The organism is Nocardia sp. NPDC051832, from assembly GCF_040681285.1.
Classification (GTDB): Bacteria; Actinomycetota; Actinomycetes; order Mycobacteriales; family Mycobacteriaceae; genus Nocardia.
In genome coordinates, this window is record NZ_JBFAYL010000001.1 from 579862 (window position 1) to 605726 (window position 25865).

At 66.1% G+C, this 25865-nt stretch carries 25 protein-coding genes and 1 tRNA gene; 14 read left to right on the top strand and 12 right to left on the bottom strand.

Annotated features, from left to right (window positions below):
* The first annotated feature begins 34 nt into the window (after window positions 1–34).
* From AB0M14_RS02270 to AB0M14_RS02285, 4 genes are all read left to right on the top strand, one after another.
* A complete protein-coding gene (locus tag AB0M14_RS02270; RefSeq protein WP_364987582.1) occupies window positions 35–355 on the top strand; it encodes an SMR family transporter in 321 nt (106 codons plus the stop codon).
* A 31-nt stretch (window positions 356–386) separates the two neighbouring features.
* Window positions 387–767 carry a multidrug efflux SMR transporter gene (locus tag AB0M14_RS02275; protein WP_364987585.1) on the top strand — a complete coding sequence of 127 codons (381 nt, stop codon included), beginning with the start codon at window positions 387–389 and terminating at the stop codon, window positions 765–767.
* A gap of 70 nt (window positions 768–837) precedes the next feature.
* Window positions 838–1776 carry an alpha/beta hydrolase gene (locus AB0M14_RS02280; protein WP_364987588.1) on the top strand — a complete coding sequence of 313 codons (939 nt, stop codon included), beginning with the start codon at window positions 838–840 and terminating at the stop codon, window positions 1774–1776.
* Between the two features lie 9 nt (window positions 1777–1785).
* On the top strand, window positions 1786–2373 hold the full coding sequence (locus tag AB0M14_RS02285; protein WP_364987592.1) for a hypothetical protein: 588 nt from the start codon (window positions 1786–1788) through the stop codon (window positions 2371–2373).
* Between the two features lie 219 nt (window positions 2374–2592).
* Here the strand turns inward: AB0M14_RS02285 and AB0M14_RS02290 are convergent, their stop codons facing one another.
* The 5 genes from AB0M14_RS02290 to AB0M14_RS02310 form a co-directional block, all read right to left on the bottom strand.
* Entirely contained in the window at window positions 2593–3246 is a 654-nt protein-coding gene (locus tag AB0M14_RS02290; RefSeq protein WP_364987595.1) for a YdcF family protein, read from the bottom strand.
* 13 nt (window positions 3247–3259) lie between these two features.
* Window positions 3260–4024, bottom strand: coding sequence for a GntR family transcriptional regulator (locus AB0M14_RS02295; protein WP_364987598.1), 765 nt, complete (start codon window positions 4022–4024; stop codon window positions 3260–3262).
* Window positions 4025–4586: 562 nt separating this feature from the next.
* Window positions 4587–5987, bottom strand: coding sequence for a DUF1254 domain-containing protein (locus AB0M14_RS02300; RefSeq protein ID WP_364987601.1), 1401 nt, complete (start codon window positions 5985–5987; stop codon window positions 4587–4589).
* A 57-nt stretch (window positions 5988–6044) separates the two neighbouring features.
* Window positions 6045–7484 (bottom strand): DUF1214 domain-containing protein, encoded by a 1440-nt coding sequence (locus AB0M14_RS02305; protein ID WP_364987604.1) that lies wholly within the window; start codon window positions 7482–7484, stop codon window positions 6045–6047.
* Between the two features lie 87 nt (window positions 7485–7571).
* Window positions 7572–8921, bottom strand: a complete 1350-nt coding sequence (locus AB0M14_RS02310) for a hypothetical protein (protein WP_364987607.1) — start codon at window positions 8919–8921, stop codon at window positions 7572–7574.
* Between the two features lie 124 nt (window positions 8922–9045).
* On the opposite strand from AB0M14_RS02310, the gene AB0M14_RS02315 reads away from it, so the two are divergent.
* The 3 genes from AB0M14_RS02315 (at window position 9046) to AB0M14_RS02325 (ending at window position 11209) form a co-directional block, all read left to right on the top strand.
* Complete coding sequence (locus tag AB0M14_RS02315) at window positions 9046–9624, top strand: QsdR family transcriptional regulator (protein WP_364987610.1); 579 nt, start codon at window positions 9046–9048, stop codon at window positions 9622–9624.
* A gap of 198 nt (window positions 9625–9822) precedes the next feature.
* Window positions 9823–10479, top strand: a complete 657-nt coding sequence (locus AB0M14_RS02320) for a type IV toxin-antitoxin system AbiEi family antitoxin (RefSeq protein ID WP_364991227.1) — start codon at window positions 9823–9825, stop codon at window positions 10477–10479.
* On the top strand, window positions 10460–11209 hold the full coding sequence (locus AB0M14_RS02325; RefSeq protein WP_364987613.1) for a nucleotidyl transferase AbiEii/AbiGii toxin family protein: 750 nt from the start codon (window positions 10460–10462) through the stop codon (window positions 11207–11209). The genes AB0M14_RS02320 and AB0M14_RS02325 overlap by 20 nt, the downstream gene beginning before the upstream one ends.
* A gap of 309 nt (window positions 11210–11518) precedes the next feature.
* Here AB0M14_RS02325 and AB0M14_RS02330 read toward each other — a convergent pair.
* From AB0M14_RS02330 to AB0M14_RS02345, 4 genes are all read right to left on the bottom strand, one after another.
* A tRNA-Arg gene (locus AB0M14_RS02330) sits at window positions 11519–11591 on the bottom strand.
* A 61-nt stretch (window positions 11592–11652) separates the two neighbouring features.
* On the bottom strand, window positions 11653–12435 hold the full coding sequence (locus tag AB0M14_RS02335) for a DUF1542 domain-containing protein (protein WP_364987616.1): 783 nt from the start codon (window positions 12433–12435) through the stop codon (window positions 11653–11655).
* A 74-nt stretch (window positions 12436–12509) separates the two neighbouring features.
* Entirely contained in the window at window positions 12510–13976 is a 1467-nt protein-coding gene (locus tag AB0M14_RS02340) for an NAD(P)/FAD-dependent oxidoreductase (protein ID WP_364987619.1), read from the bottom strand.
* 76 nt (window positions 13977–14052) lie between these two features.
* Window positions 14053–14988, bottom strand: a complete 936-nt coding sequence (locus AB0M14_RS02345) for an alpha/beta hydrolase family protein (protein WP_364987622.1) — start codon at window positions 14986–14988, stop codon at window positions 14053–14055.
* 178 nt (window positions 14989–15166) lie between these two features.
* On the opposite strand from AB0M14_RS02345, the gene AB0M14_RS02350 reads away from it, so the two are divergent.
* Window positions 15167–16597, top strand: a complete 1431-nt coding sequence (locus tag AB0M14_RS02350) for an MFS transporter (protein ID WP_364987625.1) — start codon at window positions 15167–15169, stop codon at window positions 16595–16597.
* Here AB0M14_RS02350 and AB0M14_RS02355 read toward each other — a convergent pair.
* On the bottom strand, window positions 16575–17282 hold the full coding sequence (locus AB0M14_RS02355; protein WP_364987629.1) for a C40 family peptidase: 708 nt from the start codon (window positions 17280–17282) through the stop codon (window positions 16575–16577). The genes AB0M14_RS02350 and AB0M14_RS02355 overlap by 23 nt on opposite strands.
* A gap of 329 nt (window positions 17283–17611) precedes the next feature.
* On the opposite strand from AB0M14_RS02355, the gene AB0M14_RS02360 reads away from it, so the two are divergent.
* From AB0M14_RS02360 to AB0M14_RS02375, 4 genes are all read left to right on the top strand, one after another.
* Window positions 17612–18319: a ParA family protein gene (locus AB0M14_RS02360; protein ID WP_364987632.1), complete on the top strand. Its 708-nt coding sequence runs from the start codon at window positions 17612–17614 to the stop codon at window positions 18317–18319.
* Window positions 18319–19209: a ParB N-terminal domain-containing protein gene (locus tag AB0M14_RS02365; RefSeq protein WP_364987635.1), complete on the top strand. Its 891-nt coding sequence runs from the start codon at window positions 18319–18321 to the stop codon at window positions 19207–19209. The genes AB0M14_RS02360 and AB0M14_RS02365 overlap by 1 nt, the downstream gene beginning before the upstream one ends.
* Before the next feature lie 169 nt (window positions 19210–19378).
* A complete protein-coding gene (locus AB0M14_RS02370) occupies window positions 19379–21709 on the top strand; it encodes a galactose oxidase-like domain-containing protein (RefSeq protein ID WP_364987638.1) in 2331 nt (776 codons plus the stop codon).
* Window positions 21710–21749: 40 nt separating this feature from the next.
* Window positions 21750–22760 (top strand): adenylate/guanylate cyclase domain-containing protein, encoded by a 1011-nt coding sequence (locus AB0M14_RS02375; RefSeq protein ID WP_364987642.1) that lies wholly within the window; start codon window positions 21750–21752, stop codon window positions 22758–22760.
* Here the strand turns inward: AB0M14_RS02375 and AB0M14_RS02380 are convergent, their stop codons facing one another.
* Window positions 22761–22913, bottom strand: a complete 153-nt coding sequence (locus tag AB0M14_RS02380) for a hypothetical protein (protein WP_364987645.1) — start codon at window positions 22911–22913, stop codon at window positions 22761–22763.
* A 124-nt stretch (window positions 22914–23037) separates the two neighbouring features.
* On the opposite strand from AB0M14_RS02380, the gene AB0M14_RS02385 reads away from it, so the two are divergent.
* Together AB0M14_RS02385 and AB0M14_RS02390 are read left to right on the top strand one after the other, a co-directional pair.
* Complete coding sequence (locus AB0M14_RS02385; protein WP_364991229.1) at window positions 23038–23799, top strand: RNA pseudouridine synthase; 762 nt, start codon at window positions 23038–23040, stop codon at window positions 23797–23799.
* 143 nt (window positions 23800–23942) lie between these two features.
* Window positions 23943–24767 (top strand): metallophosphoesterase, encoded by an 825-nt coding sequence (locus AB0M14_RS02390; RefSeq protein ID WP_364987647.1) that lies wholly within the window; start codon window positions 23943–23945, stop codon window positions 24765–24767.
* Window positions 24768–24770: 3 nt separating this feature from the next.
* On the opposite strand, the gene AB0M14_RS02395 is transcribed toward AB0M14_RS02390, so the two are convergent.
* Window positions 24771–25829 carry an AraC family transcriptional regulator gene (locus AB0M14_RS02395; protein WP_364987650.1) on the bottom strand — a complete coding sequence of 353 codons (1059 nt, stop codon included), beginning with the start codon at window positions 25827–25829 and terminating at the stop codon, window positions 24771–24773.
* Between the last annotated feature and the right edge of the window lie 36 nt (window positions 25830–25865).

The window sequence follows — 25865 nt, forward strand, 5'->3', positions numbered from 1 at the left end:
GTACATGCATTTACTATCGAGAGGAAACATCATCATGAACTGGCTCTACCTGGGCATCGCGGTTCTCTTCGAGGTCGCCGTCGGCATCGCCGCGGGCAAGGCCCAAGGCTTCACCAACCTCCGCTGGACGATCGGCACCCTCGTCAGCGGTGCGATCGCCACCTTCTTCCTCAGCCTCGCCCTGCTGACCTTCGACGTCGGCGTCGGCTACGCCCTGTGGACCGCCCTGGCCGGAGTCACCATCGTCGTCCTCGGCGCCCTCTTCCTCTCCCAGCGCCTGACCTGGCAAAAACTGCTGGGCATCAGCATCGTCATCGTCGGCGTAGTGGGCCTGAACCTCGCCGGAACCGTCTAGCACCCAACCACTTTCGAAAAGGACAGCTCTCATGACCACCGCGACACAGCCCCTGGTGCCCACGACCGTCGAGCCCAAGACCGCCTCCTGGCTGGCCCTACTGGCAGCCGGCGGCTTCGAGATCGGCTATGCCCTGAGCGTGAACGGCAGCGAAGGCTTCAGCAACCCCCTCTGGTCCGCCGTCGCTCTCGTCTTCTTCCTCTTCACCCTGTACTTCCTCAGCGTCGCCCTCAAGAAGATCGACGTCGGCATCGGCTACGCCGTCTGGGCGGGCATCGGCGCGGTAGGCGCCGCCCTCCTCGGCCCGGTCTTCTTCGACGAAACCCTCACCCTCGCCAAAACCTTCTGGCTCGCGGTAATCATCGGCGGCGTCATCTGGCTCAAGCTCGCCGACACTCCCGACCCGGCCTGACCAAACCCGAAGCACCGCCGCGCAATTCACTCCGCGGCGGTGCTTCTTCTTCGATGTACGGTGGGTACCCATGCGTCTCGGACTCGACACACTGATCGACCCTCGCCTCCGGTTCCTTGTCGACGAGACCCGCGTGTTCTATGAAAAGCGTGCCGCCGGAACAAGTCCGAGCAGTTTCGCGGAACTTCGCGAAACCAGAGCGAGTCTCGCCAAGCCGGTCCCGGCGCAGCCGCCGGCCGTCGAAGTACTCGCCGAAGCCGCCGGACGCAGCGTTCCACTGCGCATCCACACTCCCGCGGCCCGGGCAGCCAAGGGCGTGTTCTTGGACATCCACGGCGGTGGTTTCTACCTGGGCTCGGCCGCCGCCGGCGACGTCCGCAACCGCCAACTCGCCGACACCCTCGGCATCGCGGTCGTCAGCGTGGACTACCGACTCGCCCCCGAACATCCGTGGCCCGCCGCTCCGGACGATTGCGAGACCGCCGCACTCTGGCTCGCCGAGCACGCCCGCCCTCGTTTCGGCACCGCGAACCTCGCCGTTGGCGGATTCTCGGCGGGCGCCACCCTGGCGATGACGACGCTGCTGCGCCTGCGCAACCGAGGGACCACCGCATTCAACTGCGCCGTACTGCAATTCGGAACCTATGACCTGAGCGCACAAACACCGGCCGGCCGCCTGATCGCCGACGAATACTTCCTCGAGGCCTACGCCGGAACCGCACCGGACCGCACGAACCCAGACCTCTCCCCGCTCTACGCCGAACCCTCCAACCTCCCCCCGATCCTCATGGTCATCGGCGAAGCCGACATCCTGCTACAGGACAACCTCGCCATGGCCGCCCGCCTATCAGCCGCCAATACCGACATCGAACTCCGCGTCTACCCAGACGCGCCGCACGGATTCACCGGCCACCCCACCCCGATGGCACAAGCCGCACTCGACGACATCAACACCTGGCTCGAAGGTCACCTGAGCCCGAAACCCGAACCGCTCGCCGCTGGTCGATAAGCTCGCCGGATGGCCATCGACGCCAGCTACCGGGCCCTTCCCTACGACCCATTGATCAAGCGCGCGATGAACGACCGCGAGACAGCCGAGGCCCTGGGCTTCTTCCGAACGATGGCCACCGACGACATCACAAAAGGCCCGTACCACGACGATCCACTATGGCTCGAACTCGTTCCGATCGCACGCGACCTGGTGAACACCCACCCCGCCCTCCTGAACCGAGCCTTGTCCACGCGTGCGTGGGACGCCGCCTACTGGATGCTGGCACCGAACCGCCGAGCGCAAACCGACAGAAACCCGCACGGTTTGGCCGAGATCTGCGTGTTCGGCGCCGAAGAATTTCCTTGCAAAGCCGTTTCCTCGGTGGGCATTCCATTGCGTCTGGTCCGACCGAACACAGCAGCAGCAGTAGCCGAATACGTGGAGAACATCCTCGACGATGCCCCAGCCCTCTTCGACATCGAGGCAATGCAGGCCGCCCATGTCTACAAACCACCACGCGACCGCGCTCTCTTCCTGAGCCTTCTCAACGACTATGCGCGCCTGTACCGCCAGGCCGCCGAAGCGAACGAATGGATCCTCGTCACACACGACTGATCACAGAACCTCCGTGCGCCGGGCACGGTGGAACTGTGCAGCGCACAACCCAGGTGAACTGCAAAAACGAGGTGCCCCCGGCAAGATTTGAACCTGCGAAACAAGCAGTCTTGATCCGTTTGCTTGGTAGGGCCATTGCGGGGATCGTTGGCGACATTGGCGTGAACTGTCAAGGGTACCGCAGTACTCGGAGCCTGACCTAGCTGACCGCGACCCAGCTCAGGAGACAACGCGGCTAGTGAATCCAGCGTCAACCAACTTGGAATATGCCTTGCGCACCTCGGCGGGAACATCCTGTTCGATTGCCCAGCCCTTCTGCGCATAGACCCAAATCCGTTGCGTGTCACCGACAAGCATGTTGATCACCCGGTTGACGTCGCCAATGCTCAGAAGGTAGTCGTCCAACGTCAGCGATCGCGAGCCGCAGATGACTTCAACCGCCGGCCACCGCTTGCGACAGATGGCGTAGCTTCGACGCTCCTGGTATGGGCGTGAGATGAGAAGAACCGATCGCACGGCCCGGTCCCGGAGCAGGGCGCGCGTGAAGTCGATGTTCTCTCCGGTATTGGTGGCACGCGGTTCCACCAGGATCACACCTTCTGGCACCCCGAGTTCGATGGCGCGTTCGCGGAAGTGCACGGCTTCGCCCCGCGGGAAGAGTTCCTTGGTCGTCGGGGCGTTGGCGCCGGTGAAGACGATCAGCGGGAACATGCCTTCGTGGTAGAGCTCGGCGATGCGGTCGGCTACACCTCGGTCGTGGCCCCCCAGTCCGATGCCGACGTCGACGGGGCGTGGCGAGTGGCGCATTTGGTTGTAGTCCCAAAGGGTTTCAACCTCGGAGCGCAGTTCCTCGGGCACGCCGACGTCTGGCATGAAGCGATCCCTTCTAGTCGGGGAGCTTGAATTCGTATGTCCAGGAGAACCTGGATGCGGCGTGGACACCGCGGGCGAACTCGATAATTACGTCGTTGGCGGTGTAGGTCCGGCGAGTCAGGATCATTACGGGTTCGCCGGTGAGTAGATCGAGCGCCTGTGTCTCTTCCGGAGTTGGCATGCGGGCGCGGATCGTCTCGGTCATATGGTCGGGTTCGTAGCCTTGCATGGTCAGCACTGCGAAGCCGCCACCTCGACCGGCGGGGCCTGGCGTCGGGTCCACCAAGGGCGTTCCCTCGACATGTTCGGGCAGGTAGTAGCTGGTCAACGTGTGAGTTGGCTGATCACCGTCACGAACGGTTCGAGCACGTTCGTAGACAGGCGATTTCGGTTCGATTCCGAATGCTGCGGCCACTTCGGGATCGGCCTCGACCAGCGAGACCGTTTGGGTTTGGTCGGTCAGCTTCCACGGGCGCCCGGAAGCCTCGCGGTCAGCTACGAAGGCGACGGTGTCGCCGTACTTCCACTTCTTCTTGGCGTACCGATCCACTCCGAGTCGCTTCATCGGAGGGCGTTCGCGGACAACGGTCCCCCGACGTCGGATCGGCGTGACAAGACCTTCGACCTCTAGCAGTCCAACCGCTTGGCGGACAGTCTTGATGTTGACACCGAAGCGGGTGGCGAGCTCGTCTTGCTTGGGCAGCGTGGAGCCCGGGGCGTACTCACCTTGCTGGATGGCCTCGCGCAGGCTGGCTGCCACGTCGCGGTAACCGCTCATGCGGTGGTGTCCTTCCGCCTCGGAACTGAATCGACTGCTTTCGGCCGATTATATCCAGTTCTATTGCCCAGCAGCTTACTTGATGGTCAAATAGAGCCAGCTCTATTCGATATCACGTTGTCTCGTAGAACTGACTGGCTCACCGAGCAAGAGGTAGTGACATGAAGACTGGATTCGTTAGCGAGACTCATGTGGTTGTCTACTGCGACAACTGCGGCGACGTCTACAGCGATCAGAGCGGAGAGAGTGTCTGCTTCGACTCTGTGCGACAAGCCATCACATATCTCGATGACCAATCCTCAAGCCTCAGTTGGCGTTACGACGGTGGTCAAGTGTGGTGTGACGGCTGCCAAACTTCGGCACAGTGCGAGCAGCGCGGCCACGAATTCCCCAGAGCGCGCGTCCCGGCACGACTCATACCAGGAGCGCCCAGATCCCGCACTTGTTCACTGTGCGGCATCAATGAAGAAGATGCGGACTACGGATAGTGAAGTGCCCTCGGCGGGACACTACGAGCTTGCGAGTTATCGGCACATACTTCGATGTCGAGGTCGGTTGGGCATCAGGCCGGGGTGAGGGCGGGGGGCTGCCAGGTGCCGTTGGTGGCGGTGTCCTGGGGCGAATAGAGGCGCAGGGCGAGGTTGAAGGTGCCGGTGGTGGGGATGGGGAGCCAGTTTCCGGTGGGGACTTCGGGTTTGGTGGCGGAGAGGGTGAGGTCGACGGAGCCGTCGGGGTTGGTGGTGACGGCGGGCTGGTGGCCGACGGAGTAGATGTTGTCGGGGTTGGGCACCAGGAAGTGGTCGGCGGTGTAGGCGGTCAGCGACCAGAAGGCGTCGGCAGGCGGGAGTTGGCCTGCGGGGAAATGGAATCGGTAGCTGTGGGTCGCGCCGCCGGAGTCGGCGGCAATACTGCTCATCATGGGGTAGAGGGCGTCGGCGGGCAGGTTCGCGCCCAAGGCGGTGAGCGCGGTGTTGGCGCGCAGCGGGTAGTCGGTGCCGTAGGCGCCGAGGTTGGTGGCGTAGGTCCAGCCGTTGACGACCTTCGCGCCCGGATTCTTGTAGTCGTGGATCCGCTGCTGGGCGTCGCGCACCGCGGCCGCCAGCGTGTCGGGGTCGATACCGGTCAGTGCGCCACCGGGTGTGATGCCCAGCTTCGCGAACCGGGTCAGGGCGTCGGCGTCGGCCGCGGCGGGCGCGTCGGCGGCCATGAGCGCGCAGAGCTTGGCGAAGAACGCGGCGGGGTCCATGGCGGCGACCTGTTCGGTCGGGCTGACGGTCTGATTCGCGGGCATACCGCTGGGGGTGGGAGTGTCGGGCGCGCTGGTCCAGGTGCTCAGCGGCATGAGCTTGATCTGGTTCTGCAAGGCGATGACCGGGTCGTGGTCGGCGGGGCTGTCGAGCGCGAAACGGATGATGATCCAGGCGGTTCCGGTCGGCATGTCGAGGCGGGTCAGTCCGTCGGGCAGCGTGCCGGACCAGCCTGGGCCGGTGAGGGCGTAGGTGAACGGACCGGACCCGCCACCGGAGGTCTGGGGCCGCACGCTCGACGGGTTGTGGGTGGTGTTGGACCAGGCGTCGAGTACCTGGGCCAGCCAATAGCGCTCGGCCATGGCCGGGATCTGCAGCACCATCGGCTCGGTGCGCAGATCCAGCCAGGATTGGCTGTAGAGGGTGTCGACGTTCGGGGTGACGACGGTCTTGTCCTCGGGGCTGGGTGTCTTGTCGTAGCGCAGCAGGGTGTTGGTGGGTGCGGCGGTCACGCGGGTGGCGTCCATCAGGACCAGCGGGTAGCCGTAGACGTAGGCGTCGCTGGCGATCGACTTCGGATCGCTGCCGCTCGCGGTGGTGCTGATCGCGGAGGAATCCGAGTCGTTCGACGAACCGCACGCGGTCAGCGCGGCGGCCGCCGCCACCCCGGCTGCGGCACCGAACAATCCACGACGGGAGAGCGAAAGATCGGCCATCGATGAATCTCCTTGTCTGCGTGGGACAAACGGAGTGGAACGGCGGGAATGTCCCGCTCAGCCGGCCTTGGTGATGGTGGGCGGCTGCCAGGACTTCGACAGGATCCGCTGATCGGGCCCGTAGGTGCGCAGCACCACCCAGAACGGCCCGTTCGGCGCGGGCAGCCAGTTCGAGGCCGCGGCATCGCCGGGTGATTGTGCCGAGAACCGCACGGTCAGTGAGCCATCCGGATTCGATTGCAGTCCGGGCGTGGCGGACCCGAGGGAATAACGATCGATCGGGTTGGCGACCAGCTGCCGCTGCGGCAGTTCATACATGGTGAACGACCAGAAGTACTGCACGGGTGGCGTCTGTCCGGCCGGGAAGGTGATCGAGTAGCTGCCCTTGCTTCCATCGAGCGGTTGACCGGTCGCGTCCGCGCCGAGGGGGAAGTAGATGGCCTGGTCGGCGACATTGCCGAAGATTCCGGCGAACACGCCCAGCGCGCGATCCCGGTAGTCGGTCCCCAGCGCGGCGCGGTCGGCGAACAGCTTCGCCGAGTCGACATTGCCCGCTCCCGCCAGTTCGGCTTGGCCGTCGGTCACGCCGCCGGACAGCGCGTCGCGCACCGAGGCGTCGAGTGTCGCCGGGTTCCACGGCTTTCCGCGTTCGATGCCGAGCTTCGCGAGTTTGTCGTACATCGGCTGATCGACGGGATTCGGGGTGATGAACGGCAGCATGAACGCCAGATAGTCCCAGAACTGCGCGGTCTTGTCCGCGCCGTCCTGCCAGGCCGGCCACTGCACCGCGGGAGCGGCGGCCGGTGCGGGGGTGTTGGTGTACGCGCTCAGCGGGCGGAGCTGATACTCCTGCTGAATGCGCTGCACCTGGCTCAGGCCGTCGTCGGTGCCGAGGACCTGGGTACGGGTGAGGGTGCCGAGAATATCGCTCTCACCTCGGATCACCCGCGAGACTCCGGCGGGGGTTTCGCCTTTCCACTCCGGGGCGGCCAGCATGACGGTGATGCCGTTGTTGCCGTCCTGCACCGAGCCGGGATTGTCGAGTACGAAGCCCCACAGGTCGTCCCACTGGCTGGTGTAGTAGCGGTTCGGTTCGACCGGGGGCAGGGTCAGCACCCACGGTTCGGCCCGGAGATCCACCCAGGCGTACGAGTACGGGGTGTCGTTGTTGGGGGTCACGATGTCGGTGTCGGCGGGAGTGGCCAGCCCCAGATGCAGCCATTTGCCGAACTCGCCGCCGCCGGAGAGCGCCTGCCGGTACATGGTCCGATAGTTCATGACCACGGGGTAGGCGAAGATGTACGCGTCCTTGGCGGTGTCGCGCAGGCTTTCCGGCGAATCGGAGGACGAGTCGGATCCGCAGGCGGAGGCCGCGACAGCCACCGCCGCGGCGACGACCAGGGAGACAGCGATCCGGCCCCGCGCGCGAGCGGGACCGGTACTGCGTCGACTCCACCGCGTCTGAGGGTTGCCGAAGAATGCCCGCAAGCTACTCATAGCTGCAACAATGCCTCATCTATTCGATCTGTCAGCAAATTTGCGTCGAGTTTTAATTAGCTGAATATTCTCTGTTCAGTCCAGCCGTCAGCGCGCCGGGTGGCAGCCCGTGGCCTCGAACTGAGCCTTGCTGGAATACGTTGCTTCCGGCAGGAATGCGCCCATGACGGCCTGCTCGTCGCCGGGGCTGCGGGTGTTCTGGACGGCGTGACCGAAGGCATCGGACGGCAGCATGTTGCGCAGAATCAGATAGGCGTCGTCAGGATGACCTGCGCCGTCCCCGTTCTCCGGCAGCGGCACCCACGCCACCCCGCAGGCGGCGATCGCGTTGACGGGACGCTGCGAGGGCAGGCTGGCCACCACGGTGTAGCGGCGCGCCGAGTCCAGCGGGACCTGTTCGTCGTAGACGCATCCGGCCACCCGGGTGGTCGCGACCGACTCGTTGCTGCACAGCGACCAGTACCGCATGTCGACCTGATCATCGAGCCGGGCCTGACCGTCAAGGGTGCGCGGGGTGCGCGGCATGGTGCCGGTCAGCGTCAGCACCTCGCCGAATTTCCTGCTGACGTAGGCGTTCACGTAGTTGTTGTCGATATTGGAGTACTGCCCGCCGGTCTTGGCCGGGGTGCCGTCGCACTTGCCCAGGTAGATGCAGCTCAGCGCGAACGGCTGGTTGTAGAAGGTGCGCCACACCATCGGGTTGTCGGCCGGGAAGGTGTCGGGCTTGCCGGGCTGGTCGCGCAACGCCTGGTACTTGTCCGCGGGCAGGGTGTCGACTCGCGGTGTGGTACTGACGGCTTGTACTGCGCCGCACAGCTTCTCGCCCGTCAACGACCGACCGTCGGCCGTGCGCAGTTCGGGTTCGGGAAGACCCACGCCACCGGTGAGATCGCGCCCGTTGTCGGGCAGGTAGAGGCGGTAGACGAGAGTAGTGCGCTGCTGGCCCGGCACCCCCGCGTAGAGGGTGTTGGGCTGCGGATCGGCCGGGGTCGCGCTGTCGACGACATGCACCGTGTAGTCCCGGCCGTGCTCGCCGACGCGGTCCGCGCCGGGCAGGTACGGGTTGCGCGAGCCCGCGTCGGGCACCGTGGACACGTCGTTGACCGCGGCGGTCGGCGAATTCGTGGTCACGTCATAGGAGTTCAGCGACTGGTAGCGGGCGTGCGCGTACTGGCCCTTCAGGGTCAGCGTCGCGCCGTCGGGAATGTCGAACTGCGCGGCCCAGTACAACGCCCCCGAATCCGGGAATGCGTAATTGAGCTGCTGGTTGGTGGCCGAAAAGGTGGGGCCGAACCAGAAGCAGTTCGAGGTCTCGTGCTGCGCTCCAGCCGAACCGCTGCCGGCCGACCCGGTGTCGATTGGACCGGCGTGCGCGATTCCTACCGGGACGAGCGCGGTCAGCGCGGCCGCGAGGGCCGACAGGGTGCGGAACCGCATGGAACTCCTTGTGACGTGGACTACAAAACGCGTGGCAGCGAACCTAAGCCAGCGATGGAACAAAAGTCAATAATGTTCCATTGGAGTCGGGTTTCTACATTGTCCCAGCTGCTACAGTTCCGCCGTGGGTCCCGAACACGCTGCCGTCGAACCGCCGACCTTTCGGCGGCCGACCGCCGCCGACGCGCACGCCGCGGCGATCTGGCTGTTCGACCGGCGCGAACGCGTCGACATGCACACCGTCGCCGCCCGGCTCGGTATCGGCCGCTCGACGCTGTACCGCTGGGTCGGTGACCGCGAACAGCTGATGGATCACGTGATCCTGGAATCCATCGGCGAGCTCTGGCGCTCAGCCCGGCGAAATGCCCAGGGAGAGAACCTCGAACGCGCCCTGGATGCGGCCCGGCTTTTCATGCTCGACTGCGTCCGTCACGAACCCCTCACCCACTTCGCCCGGCGCGAACCGAATCTCGCCCTTCGCGTGCTGCTCGACCCCGACGGCCTGGTCACCGCGGCCCTGCAATCCGCACTCGCTCACGAAGTAGCCACAGCCGCACCGGATCTCGACGTCCCCGCCGAGTCCTTCCGCGTGCTCGCCATGACCGCGACCGCGGTGGTGTGGGCCAACGTGGCCGCCGATCGCACCCCGGACATCGAAGCCGCCATCTCGATCATGCGCACCGTGCTGTCGGCCCACCATTGACTATGGCGCGCTATATGTGCGCTGAACTGCGGAAATGATTGCTCCCGCTAGTGCCCTCGACTGGGCTCCACACAGATGGAAACAGTACCGACCAGCATCTAGCTGGCCAATGCCGATAGGCGGCCGTCATCGATCCGATACTATGCATTTAGTTGGGTAATGGCCAACTATTTGCATACTCTTCGGGAGGTGGCGTCAATGGCTAAACTTCGCGGCACCGCCCTGCCCGGTGAGCTCTGGCGGGCACCGCTTCGAACTGTACGGCCGCAGGACTTGGCTGGTATCTACGCCCAGCCGCGACCCGAGGTCGCGCGGCTCGTCGATCGGGGCGTGCTGCACCGCGTTGCTCATGGCTACTACATCATCGTCCCGCCGGAGTACGTCGGCCGGACTTGGTTACCCGATCTCGAGGCGGCAGCCGCAGGTATTGCCTCATCGATTTACGGGCCGGATCACGCCATTGTCATGGGAATCAGCGCTGCCCGCGTGCTGGGAGCCCTCCCTCGTGCGCTGGCGACCGCGGTTGTCGCGGTTCCGAGCCAGCATCGGCCGATTGCGCTGACCGACCGCTCGGCACAAGTCCGGTTCGTCCGCCGCGATACCGAGGCACTTGACGCGGAACGTGTTGAAACGCTGCTGGGCCCGATGCTGGTCACGACGCCGGAGCAGACTGTGCTCGATCTTGCCGGGCGCCCGGAACTCGGCGATGCCGAGGCGGAGGTTCGTCCGGTGATCGAGACGCTCTACCGTCGTAGCGATTTGGCGAGACTTGCACAACTTGCAACAGGCCAGCGCCGAGGTGCGGCACTACGACGTGCGGAAAGTTGGGTGGGACATGAGCATCGACGAACGTGACAGTGTCGCAGTTCAGTTCGGAGTTTCCCCAGAGCAGATCGAGCGCGACCATCTGATCTCCCACCTGCTGGCTGCAATCAGCCGCGGGTTCGCCGACCGACTGCATTTCATCGGTGGAACTGCCCTTGCTCGTACACATCTGGTGAACGGCAGGCTCAGTGAAGACATCGACCTGGTCGCGCTGGACAACCGAACCGCACTGGCAGCCGAACTCGACACGACTTTGCCGCGATCCGTCGCACGGAGCTACGGTCGACTGGAATGGGCACCGTCGTTGAGCAATGTCCCAGATACCGGCTCCGCCTATCTGCGCTCCGCATCCGGTGCGTCCGTCAAGATCCAGTTGCTGTCGGCGCGTGGCCGGCCCTCGTGGCCGACGGAACTCCGCAATCTCGAGCAGCGATACAGCGACGTGCCACCGGCCCATCTTCTCGTGCCCACACTGCCAGCTTTCGTCGCAGGGAAGACTGCAACATGGCACGACCGGCGCGCATCACGGGACCTGTGGGACCTCTGGGCGCTGAACGATATCGGTGCGATCGATGACGCCGCAGGCACGTTGTACCGGAGGTACGGCCCGACCAACCGACTTCCCAACCCGCAGCTGTTCGATCGCGCACCGGACGAGGACGACTGGAACGCGCAATTGGCCGGGCAGACTCGGCTGGTGATCAGCGCCGACAGCGCGCTGTCCGCGGTTCGAGATGCCTGGATACGAATTACGGAGTAATCGTCATTGGCCTTGAAGTAGACGGTGTCCGACCTTGCGTCCACTCTCTGAGCCGATGCCAAGTTTCGTCGAAGCGCGGCAACAGCAAATCCATTCCGTAGCAAGTAGTTTGGATAGATCGGTCGAATAGCTAAGCTCATCAAACCGCCGGTTTGCACCCGCCCGCGCGAGGATCCGAGCGGCAGAGTACGTCATTGACCAGCCCCAAAACTTAGGTTCGATGGATCTGCTTCTGCAGAAGGGCCGCCAGGTGTGACCACTTCAGCCACGCCCGACTACCGAGGGCGAGCCCCGGAAATATCGATGTTGTGCCCTCGGCAGGATTCGAACCTGCGACACCCGCTTTAGGAGAGCGGTGCTCTATCCCCTGAGCTACGAAGGCTGGGCTAGATGGTTCGGGAGTCTACCGGGTGGGGGGCTCGGGGGCTGAATCGTGTGGGGTGTCAGAAGGTGCCGCCGTCGATGCCGCCGTTGTCGTAGCTCGTGTTGTCGTAGTCGCCCTGGTCGAAGTCGCTCTGGTCGTAGCCGGAGCTCTGGTCGTCGTATTGCGCGCTGTCGCGGATGCCCGTGTCGTAGCCGTCTTGGAAACCGTGCTCGAAGGTGTAGGCGTCGTAGCCGATGCCGGGCATGCCGGTGAAGAGGGAGGTGAAGAGGAGGGTGGAGCCGAGGGTCCAGGCGCCGGTGGTGAGGGCGGTGCGCCACCAGGGTTCGGAGTACCAGCCGGCGGGGACTGGGCGGCCGGCGACCATGCCGCCGGGGTAGTAGTTGGGGGTGGTGGTGGAAGGGTGGGGGGAGGCGGTGAGGCGGCGGCCTTCGTAGTCGATGGTGCGGGGCTCGGTGACGTGGCCGGCGCGGTTTTGGTTGGCGAGTTTCGGGATTGCGGGGCCGGGGTCCATGTTCATCGCGGTGCGGGCGGCGCGGATGTAATAGAGGCCCTCGATGGCGGTCATTTTGGCCAGGCGGGCCTGGGCGATGGTTTTGGCCTGATCGAGTTGGGAGCCGGCGGCGGTGTGGCGTTCCGAGGCGTCGGCGAGCGCTTGCATTGCTGCATCGTTGCTGGGGACCAGGTTGTAGACCTGGCCGCCGAGTCTCTCGTTGTCTCGGCGGGCGTCAGCCAGCGCGTCTTCGAGTTCCGTCGCGACAAGGTCCCGACCGGTGGCTTTCGGGCGCATGACGATGAGGATCACGACGATCGCGACTACCAGCAGGAGGAGCAGCCACACCATTGTTCGCTCGCCTTCCGTCCGCGTAATTCGGAACGGAGTCGAGTTTACTGAAAGTTTGCTGTAATCGGACTACGTCAGCTGCGCGCGGCTCGGGCTTCGTCGTAGTCGGCGGGGTCGAAGGTGCGGGTCTTCCAGCGGTAGAGGACCGTCGCGCCGGGCCAGTTGTTGGTGATCCGCCCCGCGGCGTTGCGGTACCAGCTGGAGCAGAAGTTCCAGGGGGTGTCCTTCAGGCGGCGCTGGAGCCAGTCGTCCCAGGTCTGCTCGGTGCCCGCGCGCGCGGCAAGGTGGCGGCCGGGCCGCGCGGTCAGGTACTCGACGACCTGACGGATGTAGCGGGCCTGGGATTCGAGCATGTAGATGATGGAGCCGGAGCCGACGTTGGTGTTCGGGCCGTACATCATGAACAGATTCGGGAAGTGCGGCACCGACAGGCCCAGGTAGGCGCGGGCGCCCTCGTCACCCCAGACGTCGGCGAGTTTGCGCCCGCCGACCCCGTAGATGTTCATCGGGGCCAGGAATTCGGTGCCCTTGAATCCGGTGCCGTAGATGATGACGTCGACCGGATGCTCGACGCCGTCGGCGGTGCGGATGCCGTTCGGCGTGACCGCCTCGATCGCGGTGGTTTCCACCGCCACGTTCGGCTGGGCCAGCGCCGGGAAATACTCGTTGGAGAACAGTCCGCGCTTGCAGCCCGCCGCGTAATCCGGCGTCAGTTTCGCGCGCAATTCCGGGTCGGGGACCTGCTTTTCGCGATGCCGGTCCGCGAGCGCGATCACCGGGGTCTTCATCGCCGGGATATCGGTCAGCGCCAGCGCGAGCACCTCGAAGAAGGACCAGATCGCGAACCGCTCGGCCAGTCGCGTCGGCGGCAAGTACTTGAACAGCGCGTGATGCACCGTGCTGTATTCGGTGTCGAGCTTCGGCAGCACCCAGGCCGCGGACCGCTGGAACAACGTCAGGTGCGCGACCTTCGGCTGAATGCGCGGAATGTATTGGATCGCACTGGCTCCCGTGCCGATGCAGGCCACCCGCTTGCCGGTCAGGTCGACACTGTGATCCCACTCCGCGGAGTGGAACGCCGCACCGGTGAAGGTGTCGATGCCGGGCAGGTTCGGCATCGCCGGGCGCGAGAGCTGGCCGACCGCGGGCACGAGAACGTCTGCGGTGAGCCGGGTTCCGTCGACTGTGGTGACCGTCCAGCGCCCCGTCTGCTCGTCGAATTCGGCGTCGGCGACCTCGGTGCCGAACCGGATGAAGCGCTGCAGATCGTGTTTCGCCGCGACCTCGCGCATGTAGTCGTGGATGTCGGCCTGCTCCGAAAAGCGCCGTGGCCAATCGGTTTTCGGCTCGTAGGACCACGAGTACAGCGGCGAGGGCACATCGCAGGCCGCGCCCGGGTAGGTGTTCTCCCGCCACACGCCACCGAGGTCGGCGGCCTTCTCCAGGATGGTGAAGTTGTCGATCCCGGCGCGGCGCAACTCCAGGGCCATGCCCAGGCCGGCGAATCCGGCGCCGATGATGAGGACGGACGGCGTTGTCATACCCCGAGCGTAATGGGCCTGACCGGACCGGCTAAGAGATCAGCGGACAGGAAATCGGCATTTTCGGCCACCCGGCCTATTTGACCCCGAGCGCCTCGAGGATCATCGGCCGGGCAGTGGCCAGCGACTGCTGCCAGTACGGCCAGGTGTGGGTGCCGTTCACGATGTCGATGCGGGCCCGAATTCCCAAGGCCGCCAACCGATCCCGGAAGATCTGCGCCGCCGTCAGCGACATCGCTTCCAGCCCCATCGCGTTCACGGTGTTGCCGAGGCCGTTGGCGAAGTCCAGCACACCGGGCACACCGTTGCCCGTGGTGACGTAAACCGGTAGGCCACGCAGCTTTTCGGCCTGCACCGTGGCGTCGTTGCGCTGCCAGGCCGGGTCGTTGGCCGGGCCCCACATGTCGTCGACATTGAACATGCCTTCGTCCCACATGGCGGCGCGCATGGCCTGGTTCCAGGCCGGGAAGGTCGGGTTCACGAATCCGGAGAACGATCCGGCGAACTTGAACTGGTCGCGGTGGTGCGCGGCCAGGGTGAGCGCGGCGTTACCGCCCATGGAGGCCCCGACGACCGCGTTGTTGGTGCGCGACACCCCGTACCGGGCCAGGTAGGCGGGCAGTTCGCGGGTCAGAAAGGTTTCCCACTTGTAGGTCGACTTCTGGCCGTTGGTGCTGCTCGGGCGGTACCAGTCGGTGTAGAAGCTGGAGCGGCCGCCGACCGGGAACACCAAAGTGACATTGTCACCGGCGAATTGGCGCAGCGCGTCGGTATCGGTGACCCACTGGTTGTGGTCGCCCGGCGCCCGGAGGCCGTCGAGGACGTAGAGGGCGGCGCTGCCGCCGCGGGATGCCCACTGCACCTGAACCTTGATCGGCCCCATGCTCGACGGCACCGTCAGGTCGTCACGCCCGCCCGAGGGCGCCGCCGTGGCCACCGCCGCCCCGAGGGTCGACAGAATCCCGGCCGCCGCCAAGACCGTCACGGCCTTCTTTATCCAATGCACCCGCATACCTCCCACCTTCTCCCCTGAGCAAGGTACCGAAAAGACGCGAATTCCGCTGTCACACAGTCCCAAATGCGCCAGTGCGACACGCCGTGCGCAACCTGCGGAAGGAAATAGCTCTGGCAGTGCGGATTTCGCGTGTCGAACGGCGGCGTGCGCATCGCACCGGGTAGGTTCGCATCGTTTGCTTCATATTCGCTGTCCGGGGGATATTGGCGAGGAGGCTCTGATTACCACTGTCATCGATGACGCACCCTTCACCGGATTCCACGCGCGGCTCGCGATCGCGTGCTCCGGCGGTCCACTGCTGGACGGCTACATCCTGAGCATCGTCGGCACCGCGCTGATCGGCATGACCGACGAGCTGAATCTGAGCACCGGCGACATCAGCCTGATCGGTGCGTCCGCCCTGATCGGCATGTTCATCGGCGGCGCGCTGTTCGGCGTGCTCACCGACAAGATCGGCCGCGAGGTCATGTACACCGCGGACCTGGTGGTGATGGCAGCCTGCTCGGTGCTGTCGTTCTGGACCGAATCGGTCTGGCTGATCGTGATTCTGCGCTTTGTCCTCGGCATGGCCGTGGCCGCCGACTACCCGATCGCCACATCATTGCTGAGCGAATGGTTGCCGCGAAAACAACGCGGCACATTGCTCGGATTCCAGATCGTCGCGTGGTACCTGGGCTCGGTGCTCGCCTACGTCGTCGGCTATTTGTGCCTGACGTTTTTCGGCAATGGCAGCTGGCGCTGGCAGCTGGCCAGCGGTGCGGTGCTGTGCGTGATCTTCCTCATCATCCGGCAGACCACGGCGCCGGAGTCGCCGCGCTGGCTGGCCCAGCACGGTCGCGAGGACGAGGCCGCGGACATGATCGAGAAATTCCTGCACGAGAAAGTGGACCCGCAGGAATTGGTCGAACCCGCCGAAGCGCGGCACCAGGGCTCGATCCGCGAACTGTTCATTCCCGCCTACATCAAACGAACGGCCTTCTGCTCCGGATTCTTCCTGTGCCAGGTCACGGTGCTGTTCGCCATGCTGACCTTCGGCCCGAAGATTCTGGAGAGCTTCGGCATGCCCAAGGGCACCTGGATGGACACCCTCGGCGTCGCGTTGATCAGCATGGTGTTCCTGATCGGCTGCCTGCCCGCCATGCGCTTGATCAATACCGTCGGCCGCCGGCCGACCATCGTCTGGTGCTTCGGCCTGATGATCATTCCGGTGCTGGCCATCGGGATCTGGCCGGCCATGCCGATGGCGCTGGCTTTCGTCATGCTGTGCCTGTACGCCTTTTTCTGCGGCGGTCCCAACGTGCTCGACTGGACCTATCCGAACGAGCTGTTCCCCACGCACATCCGGGCCACTGCGGTCGGTTTCGCCACCTCGATCAGCCGGGTCGGCGCGGCCCTCGGAACCTTCCTGCTGCCCTGGTCCCTGGATCATCTCGGAATGGGGACGACGTTCCTGTGTGCCGCCGCGGTCACCGCGGCCGGGTTCCTGATCTGCCTGTGGGGTGCGCCGGAAACGAAGGGCCGTGATCTCACCGCGGCTTCCGCCGCCATCCGGATCACGCCGAAGCTGCCCCGCGTTCGGGGAGTCACAGGCGGCGAGCTCCTGTGACGGGCATGGAATCGATCGAGGAGATCTCCACGCCTTGGCCTTCGGTCGAGGCGTGGATGACCTCGCCGTCGCCGACATACAGCGCGGAATGTCCACCGCCGTAGAAGGAGACCAGGTCGCCCGGCTCCAGTTCGTCCATCTCGACCGGGGTGCCGGTGGCGAGCTGCTCATAGCTGGTGCGCGGCACGTCCTGGCCAGCCTGCTCGTAGGACCACTGCACCAAGCCGGAGCAGTCGAAGGAATCGGGTCCGTTGGAGCCCGCGCTGTAGTCGGCGCCCAGCCGGGAGCGGGCGGCTTCGACTGCGGCCAGTCGCGTCGACTCTTCTTCGGAGAGTGCCGGGGCCTCGGGTTCGGCGGGGCCGATCACCAGCGGGCCGACCGGGATGTCGTATTCGGGTCCGGCGAGAATCTCGTTCTGCCATTCGATCCGCAGCGGGGCCGTGGTCATCGGCCGCTCGGACCCGGGCGATACACGGGCCGGCGCTTGCGGCTCGGCCGGTGGCCGGACCTGGAGGCCGGGCAATCCGGCCGGGATCTGGAACTCGTCCGGGATGTCGATGATCCCGACTCCGGGTATTTCTACTTCTTGTGCGGCCGCGGTTCCCGCGGTGCAGAGCATGATGCCCAGGGCGCCGGCGGCGATAAGCAGACCACCAACGAGGAAACGCCACAAATGTCTAGCCATGAATCGGTCCTCCGATGCTCGCATCGAGGACGTCGGCTGTTCGGAAATTTGTGCACCAACGCCTCGAATCAGATTCGAAAACCATCACGGTGACTCATTCGCACAGCTGTTCCATTACCCATATGACACTGATGTAATTCATGCACCTAATGCAACACACGCGAGTTTCGATAACAAAGCAATAACTGTCTGCATTTGCGCCGCGTCATACCATCGGGCGTTTCGCCCCGGTTTAAGTTCGAAGCGCCGCACAGAGATACGGCGGCACTGCCCCGAAATCCGAAGTAGCCCACCCGCGGTGGGTGAAGCAAACGGAGGTGACCGCGCATATGGCGAATGCCGAAGTCGAACTGATCCTGAATCAGAAAGGCGGGGTAGGTAAGTCGACGCTGTCGATGAACCTGGCCGCGACCACCGCCGAGGTGCTGGCCGGCGACCCGAACGAACCCTCCCCCGTCGCCGTGGTCAGCATCGATCCACAGGGCTCGGCGGCCTGGTGGGCCGAACGCATGAAAGTGCTGCCCTTCCATATCGTGCAGACCCACGAGGACGTGGACGGCCTGCGCCGACTACGGGAATTGGACGGTATCAAGCAGGTTTTCGTCGATACCCCGGGCTGGATGGGGCACGAGGGCACCGCCGAGGACCCGCTGCACGGGCTGGCCTACGCCGACGCCCTGCACGCCGCCCTGGATTCGGCCACCCACGTGCTGGTTCCGCTGGAACCGGAGCCGCTCAGTTTCGATCCGACGGCCCGCACCATCGAAACCCTGATCAAGCCGCGCGGGCTGGATTATCTGGTCGTCATCAACAACTGGGATCCGCGTGACGGCGACGTCGACCTGGAGCAGACGAAGGCCTTCGTCAAAGCGAATGAATGGCCGCTCGCCAATACTGTTGTCCGCCATTACAAGGTGCACACCCGGGCGTCCGCCGACGGCGTTGTGGTCACTCAATACCCGAAGAACCGGGTCTCGCTGGAATGCCGCCAGGATTTCGCGCGGCTGGCGCTGGAATTGAAGGCGGGGGCGCGCTGATGGCCCGCGGAAAGCGCACCGACCTGGCGTCGCTAGTGCACTCGACGGGGGCGAATTCCCCGGTCGACGGTAAGAATTCGGCCCATGCGCCGAGCGATGACCCGCCGGGCTGGACCGACGCGCTGCTGAATCCGGCGCCGGTGACCTCCGCACCGCTGGCGGATCTGGTCGCCAACCCCCGCAATCCGCGCGAAGGCGACCAGAATCTGGAGGAACTGGAGTCGATCGCCGAAATCCAGTTGCAGCCCGCGCTCGTGGTTTCCCGCGACGCTTACCTACGGCTGTGGCCGGAGGACGAACCAGAGCTCGGCGCGGCGAAGCTGGTGGTCGTCAACGGCTGCCGGCGGCTGGCGGCCGCCCTGAAGTACGGGTGCGAGCGGCTCGACCTGGTGGTCAAGGACGAGGTCGCCGCGACCCGGGCCACGCTGCGGACCGCCGCCATCCGGGAGAACGTAGAGCGAGAGAACCTCGACGTGATCGAGGAGGCGCGGGCGGTCGAGGCGCTCGTCGCCGACTCCGGCACCGCGTCGGCCGCGGCGGTGGCGCTGGGCAAAACCGAGGCCTGGGTGTCGCAGCGGCGGGCCCTGCTGAGGCTGACGCCACAGTTGCAGCAGAAGCTGCGGGCGGGGGAGCTCGCGATCCGGGTGGCGCGCAGCCTCGCCCAGGTGCCCGCCGAAGAACAGGTGGCGCGCTGGCAAGCGGCGCTGGCCAAGCCGGAGGGGGAAAAGGCGGAGAAGAAGCAGCCCGCCCCCATCGGAATCGACCAACTGGCCAAGTCCTTCAAGAAATGGAATGTCGGCACCGACACCCTGGCCCCCGCGCTGCTCGCGCATCTGGATCGGCCGGGCGTCCACGCGCTGATCGCGGAACTGCGGCAGCTGGTTTCCTGACCGAAGGCCCCTGATCGCCCCTCCCACACCGGGAGGGGCGATCGTCGTTTCGGGCCTTAACCGCGGTTAAGACCGCCGATGGCACGCTGCGCGTGGTGAATTAGAGGACATCGGCGGACAATTGCCTGCGAACCTAGCGAGATCATCCTTCGCACACGAGTATGGAACTGTGGCAGGAGAATTCGTTCCCATTCCAGATTGGTTCGCGGCCGAGAACCAGGATTGCGGCATCGCGATCGCCGATGTAACCGGTGATGGCACACCGGATGTCGTGGTGCTCATGGTCGACGACCCGGAAGGCCAGAACGCCGGGCTGTACCGGGTGGGTACCGCGCTGGCGACCGACGGTTCCGTCGCACAGTGGGGTCCATGGCTCGACATCCCCGAGTGGTTCGGCTGGCAGAATCAGGGCGCCGGTGTCGCGCTCGCCGACCTCAGCGGCAACGGGCAGCTGGATCTGGTGGTCTTCGTCGTCGACAACCCGCCCGGCCAGAACCAGGGCTATTTCCGGATCGGCCGCGACCTGGCGCCCGACGGCGTGGTCACCGGCGGCTGGACGCCCTGGCTGCCGGTACCCGACTGGTACGGCTGGGAGAACCAGGGCGCCGATATCGCGCTCACCACCGTCGGCGGACAGCCGACGCTGGTGGTGTTCACCGTCGACAACCCGCCCGGCCAGAACACCGGGCAGTTCCGCCTGGCCAAGGGCCTGACCGCGCAGGGTGCGGTGGCCGAGTGGACGCCCTGGGTTGCGGTACCCGACTGGTACGGGTTCGAGAACCAGGGCGCCGGAATCACGGTGGCGGACAATCCCCTGGGCGACGGCCGGCCCGCGCTGCTGGTGTTCGCGGTCGACAATCCGGGCGGCGTGAACTCGGGCGTCTACACGATCGGCTGGGGCCTGGACGGCACCGGGCACTGTCTCGACGGCTGGAGCGGCTGGACGAAGCTGCCCTGGGGTTTTCACGAAAACCAAGGCGCGGCAGTGGCTTTGCGCCCTACCGGGGGCATACCCGAGCTGGTGGTCTGCGTCATCGACAATCCGCCGGGCCCCAACGCCGGCTACCTCCAGGTCCTGGAGATCCAGACCGACCTGGAACACGCCGCGCACATGGGCATCTGGCGGATCCTCGACTTCGGCACGGAGATCAATCCGGTGCACGCCGCCCTGCTGCACACCGGCGACGTGCTGTTCTTCGCCGGTTCCGGCAACGATCCGGATCAGCACAACGCACACCAATTCCGTACCCGCGTCTGGCATTACCCGCGCCCGGGATTCGCCGCGCCGGATACCCCGATCGATCTGTTCTGCGTCGGGCAGACCTTCCTGCCGGACGGCCGGCTGCTCGCCGCGGGCGGCACCGAACGCTACGACCCGTTCTACGGCCTCAAAGACACGCTACTCTTCGACCCGGCTACTCTTACCTGGAATGCGTTGCCCGACATGTCTTTTGGGCGCTGGTATCCATCGCTGGTCACCCTGCCCGACGGCAACGCGGTCGCGGTGTCGGGCCTCGGCCACGACAACTTCCTGTCCGTGGTCCCGGAACTGTTCGACCACACCACCGGCACCTGGTCCCGGCTTCCGGTGCCCGGGCCGATCCCCATGTACGGCCACCTGGTCCTGTTGCAGGACGGCCGGATCTTCTACACCGGCGGCCAGTACGGCGGGAACAACGGTATGCGCCCGAGTATTTGGGATCCGGCGAGCGGAAACGTCCAGGAGGTACCGGGATTGGCCGAACCCGGCTCCCGCAATCAGGCCACCAGCGTGCTGCTCCCGCCCGCGCAGGACCAGAAGGTCATGATCCTCGGCGGCGGCGGCTTCGATATGCACAGCCCCGCACCGGCTTTGGCGGACACCCGGATCGCCGACCTGAAAGCCCAAGTCCCGGTGTATGTTCCGGGTCCGCCGATGGATCACGCGCGCATGCACCTGTGCGCGGTGCTGCTGCCCGACCGCACGGTGCTGGCCACCGGCGGTTCCGGCATGGAGGAGATGGCGCACGCCGCGCCGCCACACGCCGAGATCTACGACCCGGCGCACGGCACCTGGATGCACACCGGCCCGTCCCGGGTCGCACGGCTCTACCACTCGATCGCGCTGCTCACCCCCGACGGCAAGGTGGTCACCGCGGGCTCCAACCCCGCCCGCAAGACCGAGGAGCTGCGGATCGAGATCTTCTGGCCGCCTTACCTTTTCCAGGGTCCCCGGCCGGACCTCACGCTCGGCTCCGAGACGGCGACCTACGGTGGCACCGTCACCGCGACGGTCAGCGGCGCGATCCGGGAGGTCAACCTGGTCCGGCCGGGCGCGACCACCCACTCGGCCGACAACGAACAGCGCCTCGTGGATATCGAATTCACCAGCACCGCACCGGATTCGCTCACGCTGACGCTGCCGGACAACCCGGCGCTGGCGCCGCCCGGCTGGTACCTGGTGTTCGCCGTGAATACCGCGGGCGTCCCGTCGGTCGGCCAGTGGCTGCAGCTGACCTGAAAATGACCACCCGCTCCGCCCTGGACGTAAGGTGGCGATCATGGTGGAGAAGCAGATGTCGGAGCTCGTCCAGCAGGTGGTGGAGTCCTATCTGCTGGACGGGGCGCGGCGGTACAACCGGCGTGAGGTCGCCGAACGGTCGGGAGTGCCGACCGAGGTGTCCAAGCGGCTGTGGACGGCGCTCGGTTTCCCGGCCAATCCCGACGACGGCGCGGTCGAATACACCGAGGCCGATGTCGAGGCGGTGCGCAGCTTCCGCGGCATGAGCGTGGTCGCGGCCGCCGACGTGCGCCAGCAGGCGGCGGCGGCGCGCACCCTGGGCCAGAGCATGGCGCGGCTGGCGGAATGGCAGTCCGATCTGGTGTTGTCCGAGATCGTCAACCGGATCACCCAGGCCGCCAACAGCGGCGAGGACGCCGATCTCGCCGAGACCGCCCGGGCCGCCACCGAGGCCACCATCGCGGTACTGGAAGACCTGCAGACCTATGCCTGGCGCCGGCACCTGGCGGCCGCGCTGGCCCGCTCCATCGACGGCGGCACCCCGGCCGAGGATTCCACCCGGGAGCTGGCCGTCGGCTTCGCCGACATGGTCGGTTACACCCGGCTCACCCGACATCTGCACCCCGACGAGCTGTCCATGCTGCTGGAGGCGTTCGAATCCACGACCACCGCCGCGATCACCGACAACGGCGGCTGGGTCATCAAGAACGTGGGCGACGAGGTGATGTTCGCGGCGGAGACGGCCGCCGCCGCCGCGCGCATCGCGCTGGCCGTCCAGGAGTCCACGATGATGGTCGGCGGCACCCCCGACCTGCGGGTGGCGCTGGCCTACGGCCCGGTCCTGCAACGATTCGGCGATCTGTACGGCTCGGTGGTCAACACGGCGTCGCGGCTCACCGGCGTCGCGCGGCCCGGGACCATCCTGATCGATGACGGGGCCGCCGCGGCGCTGGCCGGAGAGCCCGAGTTCGACATCCGGCACTTGCGCAGCGTGCGAGTCCGCGGCTTCAACCGCCTGCGGCCGCATGTGCTGCGCAGCAAGAACGGCTGATCAGTCGGCGGGCTTCTTGCGCGGCATCATGCTCGGTTTCGGCCGGGCATTCGTACCGGACGGCCGCTGCCCCAGGTCCTTCTTCGGCGCGTCCTTCTCCCCGACGCCGTTGCCGGCCTGCTTCCTCCCCGCTTCGGTATCGCTACTGCTCATGCTGTCTCCTACTCGCGGCCGAGACACGGTCTCGGAATTCGGAAAAGCGGGCAGGGCCCAGGATAGGTCCGCTATGGCGCGCAGCGAGGCATTTCCGCCCCCCGATTAAGCTCACCGGGTGGAGATGAACTGGGCGGAGCTGCGCGAACGGTGTCTCGTCGACGAAGACGCGGCGATCCTCGCGTTGAACAAACCCGCTGGGATTTCGGTCACCGGGGAGCGGCACGACACCGATCTCGTCGAGCTCGCCGCGGCAGCGGGCGAAACGCTGTATCCCGTACACCGAATCGACAAGGTCACCTCCGGGCTGATCCTGCTGGCCCGCGAACTCTCGGCACACGGCCAGCTGACCCGTCAGTTCAACAAGCAGACCGCGAGCAAGGCGTACCTGGCGATCGTCGAGGGCGCGGATCTACCCGACCGCGGCGTGCTCGATCTACCGCTCGGCGTGGGCCGCAAGAACCGGGTGCGGATCGCCGCACCGCGCGAGGCGATCCGCGAATCCGGTTCCGGCCGTTGGTTTGTCGACGACGCCGATCTGCTGGCCGGCAAGAACTATCCCTCGGTCACCCACTTCGCGACGGTGGCGCGCACCGACGCGCACGCGGTGCTGGCGCTGCGCCCGGTCACCGGCCGCCGGCATCAGATCCGCGTGCACCTGGCGTGGATCGGTCATCCGATCGTGGGCGATCCGCTGTTCGACAAGTCCGGGACGCATTCCCGGGCGCATCTGCACTCCTGGCGGCTCGGCCTCAGCGCGTCCTGGCGCACCCCACCCGAACTCGCACTGGAGGCCACGCCGGGCCCGGATTTCTGGACCCCGGTCGGCCTCGATCCGACTGCCGTCCTGGGCGCGGCGGCGGCGTGCGCGGAGCAACTGGTGTGAGCGTGATCACTGATCAACTACTTCCAAGCCACGCGTGGCGAGCCTCATGGCGACGGATAATGCCCAGGTCACTTAGCCTGAAGAGGCGCCTCGCGGGCGCACTCTGAACGCAATGTAGCGATCCCCAGAGAAAGCGGATGCCGATGATCCTGGTGGCTCAGGTCAGCGATACACACTTCGATCTCGGCGCCCGCAACGCCGAACGCGCCGAACGGGTGATGGCTTTCCTGGCCGCCCTGCGGCACCGGCCCAACGCCGTTCTGGTCACCGGCGATGTCACCGATTCCGGCCGCCCCGGGCAATACGCGCAAGCCGCCGCTATGCTGCGCTCCGACATTCCGGTGCACTTCCTGCCGGGCAATCACGACGACCGCGCCGCCTTCCGCACCGGCCTGCTCGGCGCGCCCGCGTCCGGCGCCCCGATCAACCAGGTCGCCTGGATCGGCGACAGCGGCGCGACCACGGGTGTGACTGTGGCACTGCTGGATTCGACCATCCCCGGCGAGCCCAACGGACGCATCGCCCCGGAGACCTACGACTGGCTGGGCGAGGTCCTGCGGGGCGCGCCCGCCGACAAGCCGATCCTGCTGGCGCTGCACCATCCGCCCGCGCCGCTGTTCAGCCCGGTCGTCGACGTGATCGCGCTGGAGGAGCCGGACCGGCTCGCGAAAATCGTGCTGGACGACGACCGCATCCTCGGCGTGCTCACCGGCCACGCGCATTCCGCGGCGACGACGACCTTCGCGGGCAAACCGCTGCTGATCGCGCCGAGCACCGCCTCGGTGCTGGGCGGCGAGTGGGAGCTCGAGCTGCCGGACCATGTGATGGATTACGCCCCCGATCCGTCGGTCGCGCTGCACATCATCGAAAACCACCGCATCACAACCCATTTCCGCACCGTCCCGATGGGCGGGCGGATCGGCGTACTGCCCACCGAGCCGACTCCGGAACCCACGCTGCACGTGTGAGTCTCACCGGGCGGGGGCGCGGTCCCGGCGGTAGGCGGCGGGGGTGCTTCCGGTCCAGCGCTTGAACGCGTAGATGAAGGTGGACGATTCGGCGTAGCCCAGGCGAATCGCCACATCACTGACCGAAAGTGGTGTGGCAGTGAGCATCTCCTCCGCGAGTGCGCGCCGGACCTCGTCCAGCAGCGCGCGGTAGCTGGTCCCCGCGGCGTCGAGGTGGCGGCGCAGGGTACGCGTGCTCATATTGAGATCGCCCGCGACAGTGTCGATTCCAGGCGGCGCACAGAATCCGTCGGCACCGCCTGGCACCAGCAGCTCGCGCACCTGGGCGGCGATGCCGGTGCGGGCCCGCCGCCGGTCGACCAGTGCGCGGCACTGCGCCAGGCACATCGCCCAGGTGTGCTCATTGGCTTGCGGCAGCGGCTGTTCCAGCACCGCCGGGTCGAGCGCGAACAGATTGTGCGGCTGCCCGAACTTGGGACGGATGCCCGTGACCGCCTCGATCCGATCCGCGTAAGCCGGTTCGGGGAAACGGAATTCGGCGCGGACCAGGCTCAGCGGCGCACCCATCAGGTCGCTCATCACCTGATTCATCGCGGTCACATCGCGTTCGACGAGGAACTGCCGCACGTCGGCGGGCACACCCTCGTCGTGCACCCAGGCCACGAACTCGCCCGCGCTCCACTCCGCGACCGGCAGGCAGAAGGTGAAGCTCAGATCCAGGTAGCGCAGCGCGAACGCGATCGCCTCGCCCAGCGTCGGACTGCTGACGCAGGCGAAGCCGAAGATCCCGAAGGTGGTGATGCGGTACCGGCGACCCACCTCCACCCCGAGGGCGGGCACGCCGGCCAGTTCGCGGACCAGATTCCGGATGACCGCGAGTTCGATGTGCGCGTCGACCTGGGCGTCGGGATTGTGCAGCACGCCCTCGCTCAGGCCCGTCCCCGTCAGCATCCGGGCGACCGGCACCCCGTGTTCGCCCGCGTAGCCGACCATCAGCGCCACGCTGGCGATACCGCGCGGGAAGTTCCAGTCGCGTATCCCTGGGTCAAGAAGACGCTGCATAACACCCATTATGGCCGAATTTGTCGATCGGCCCGG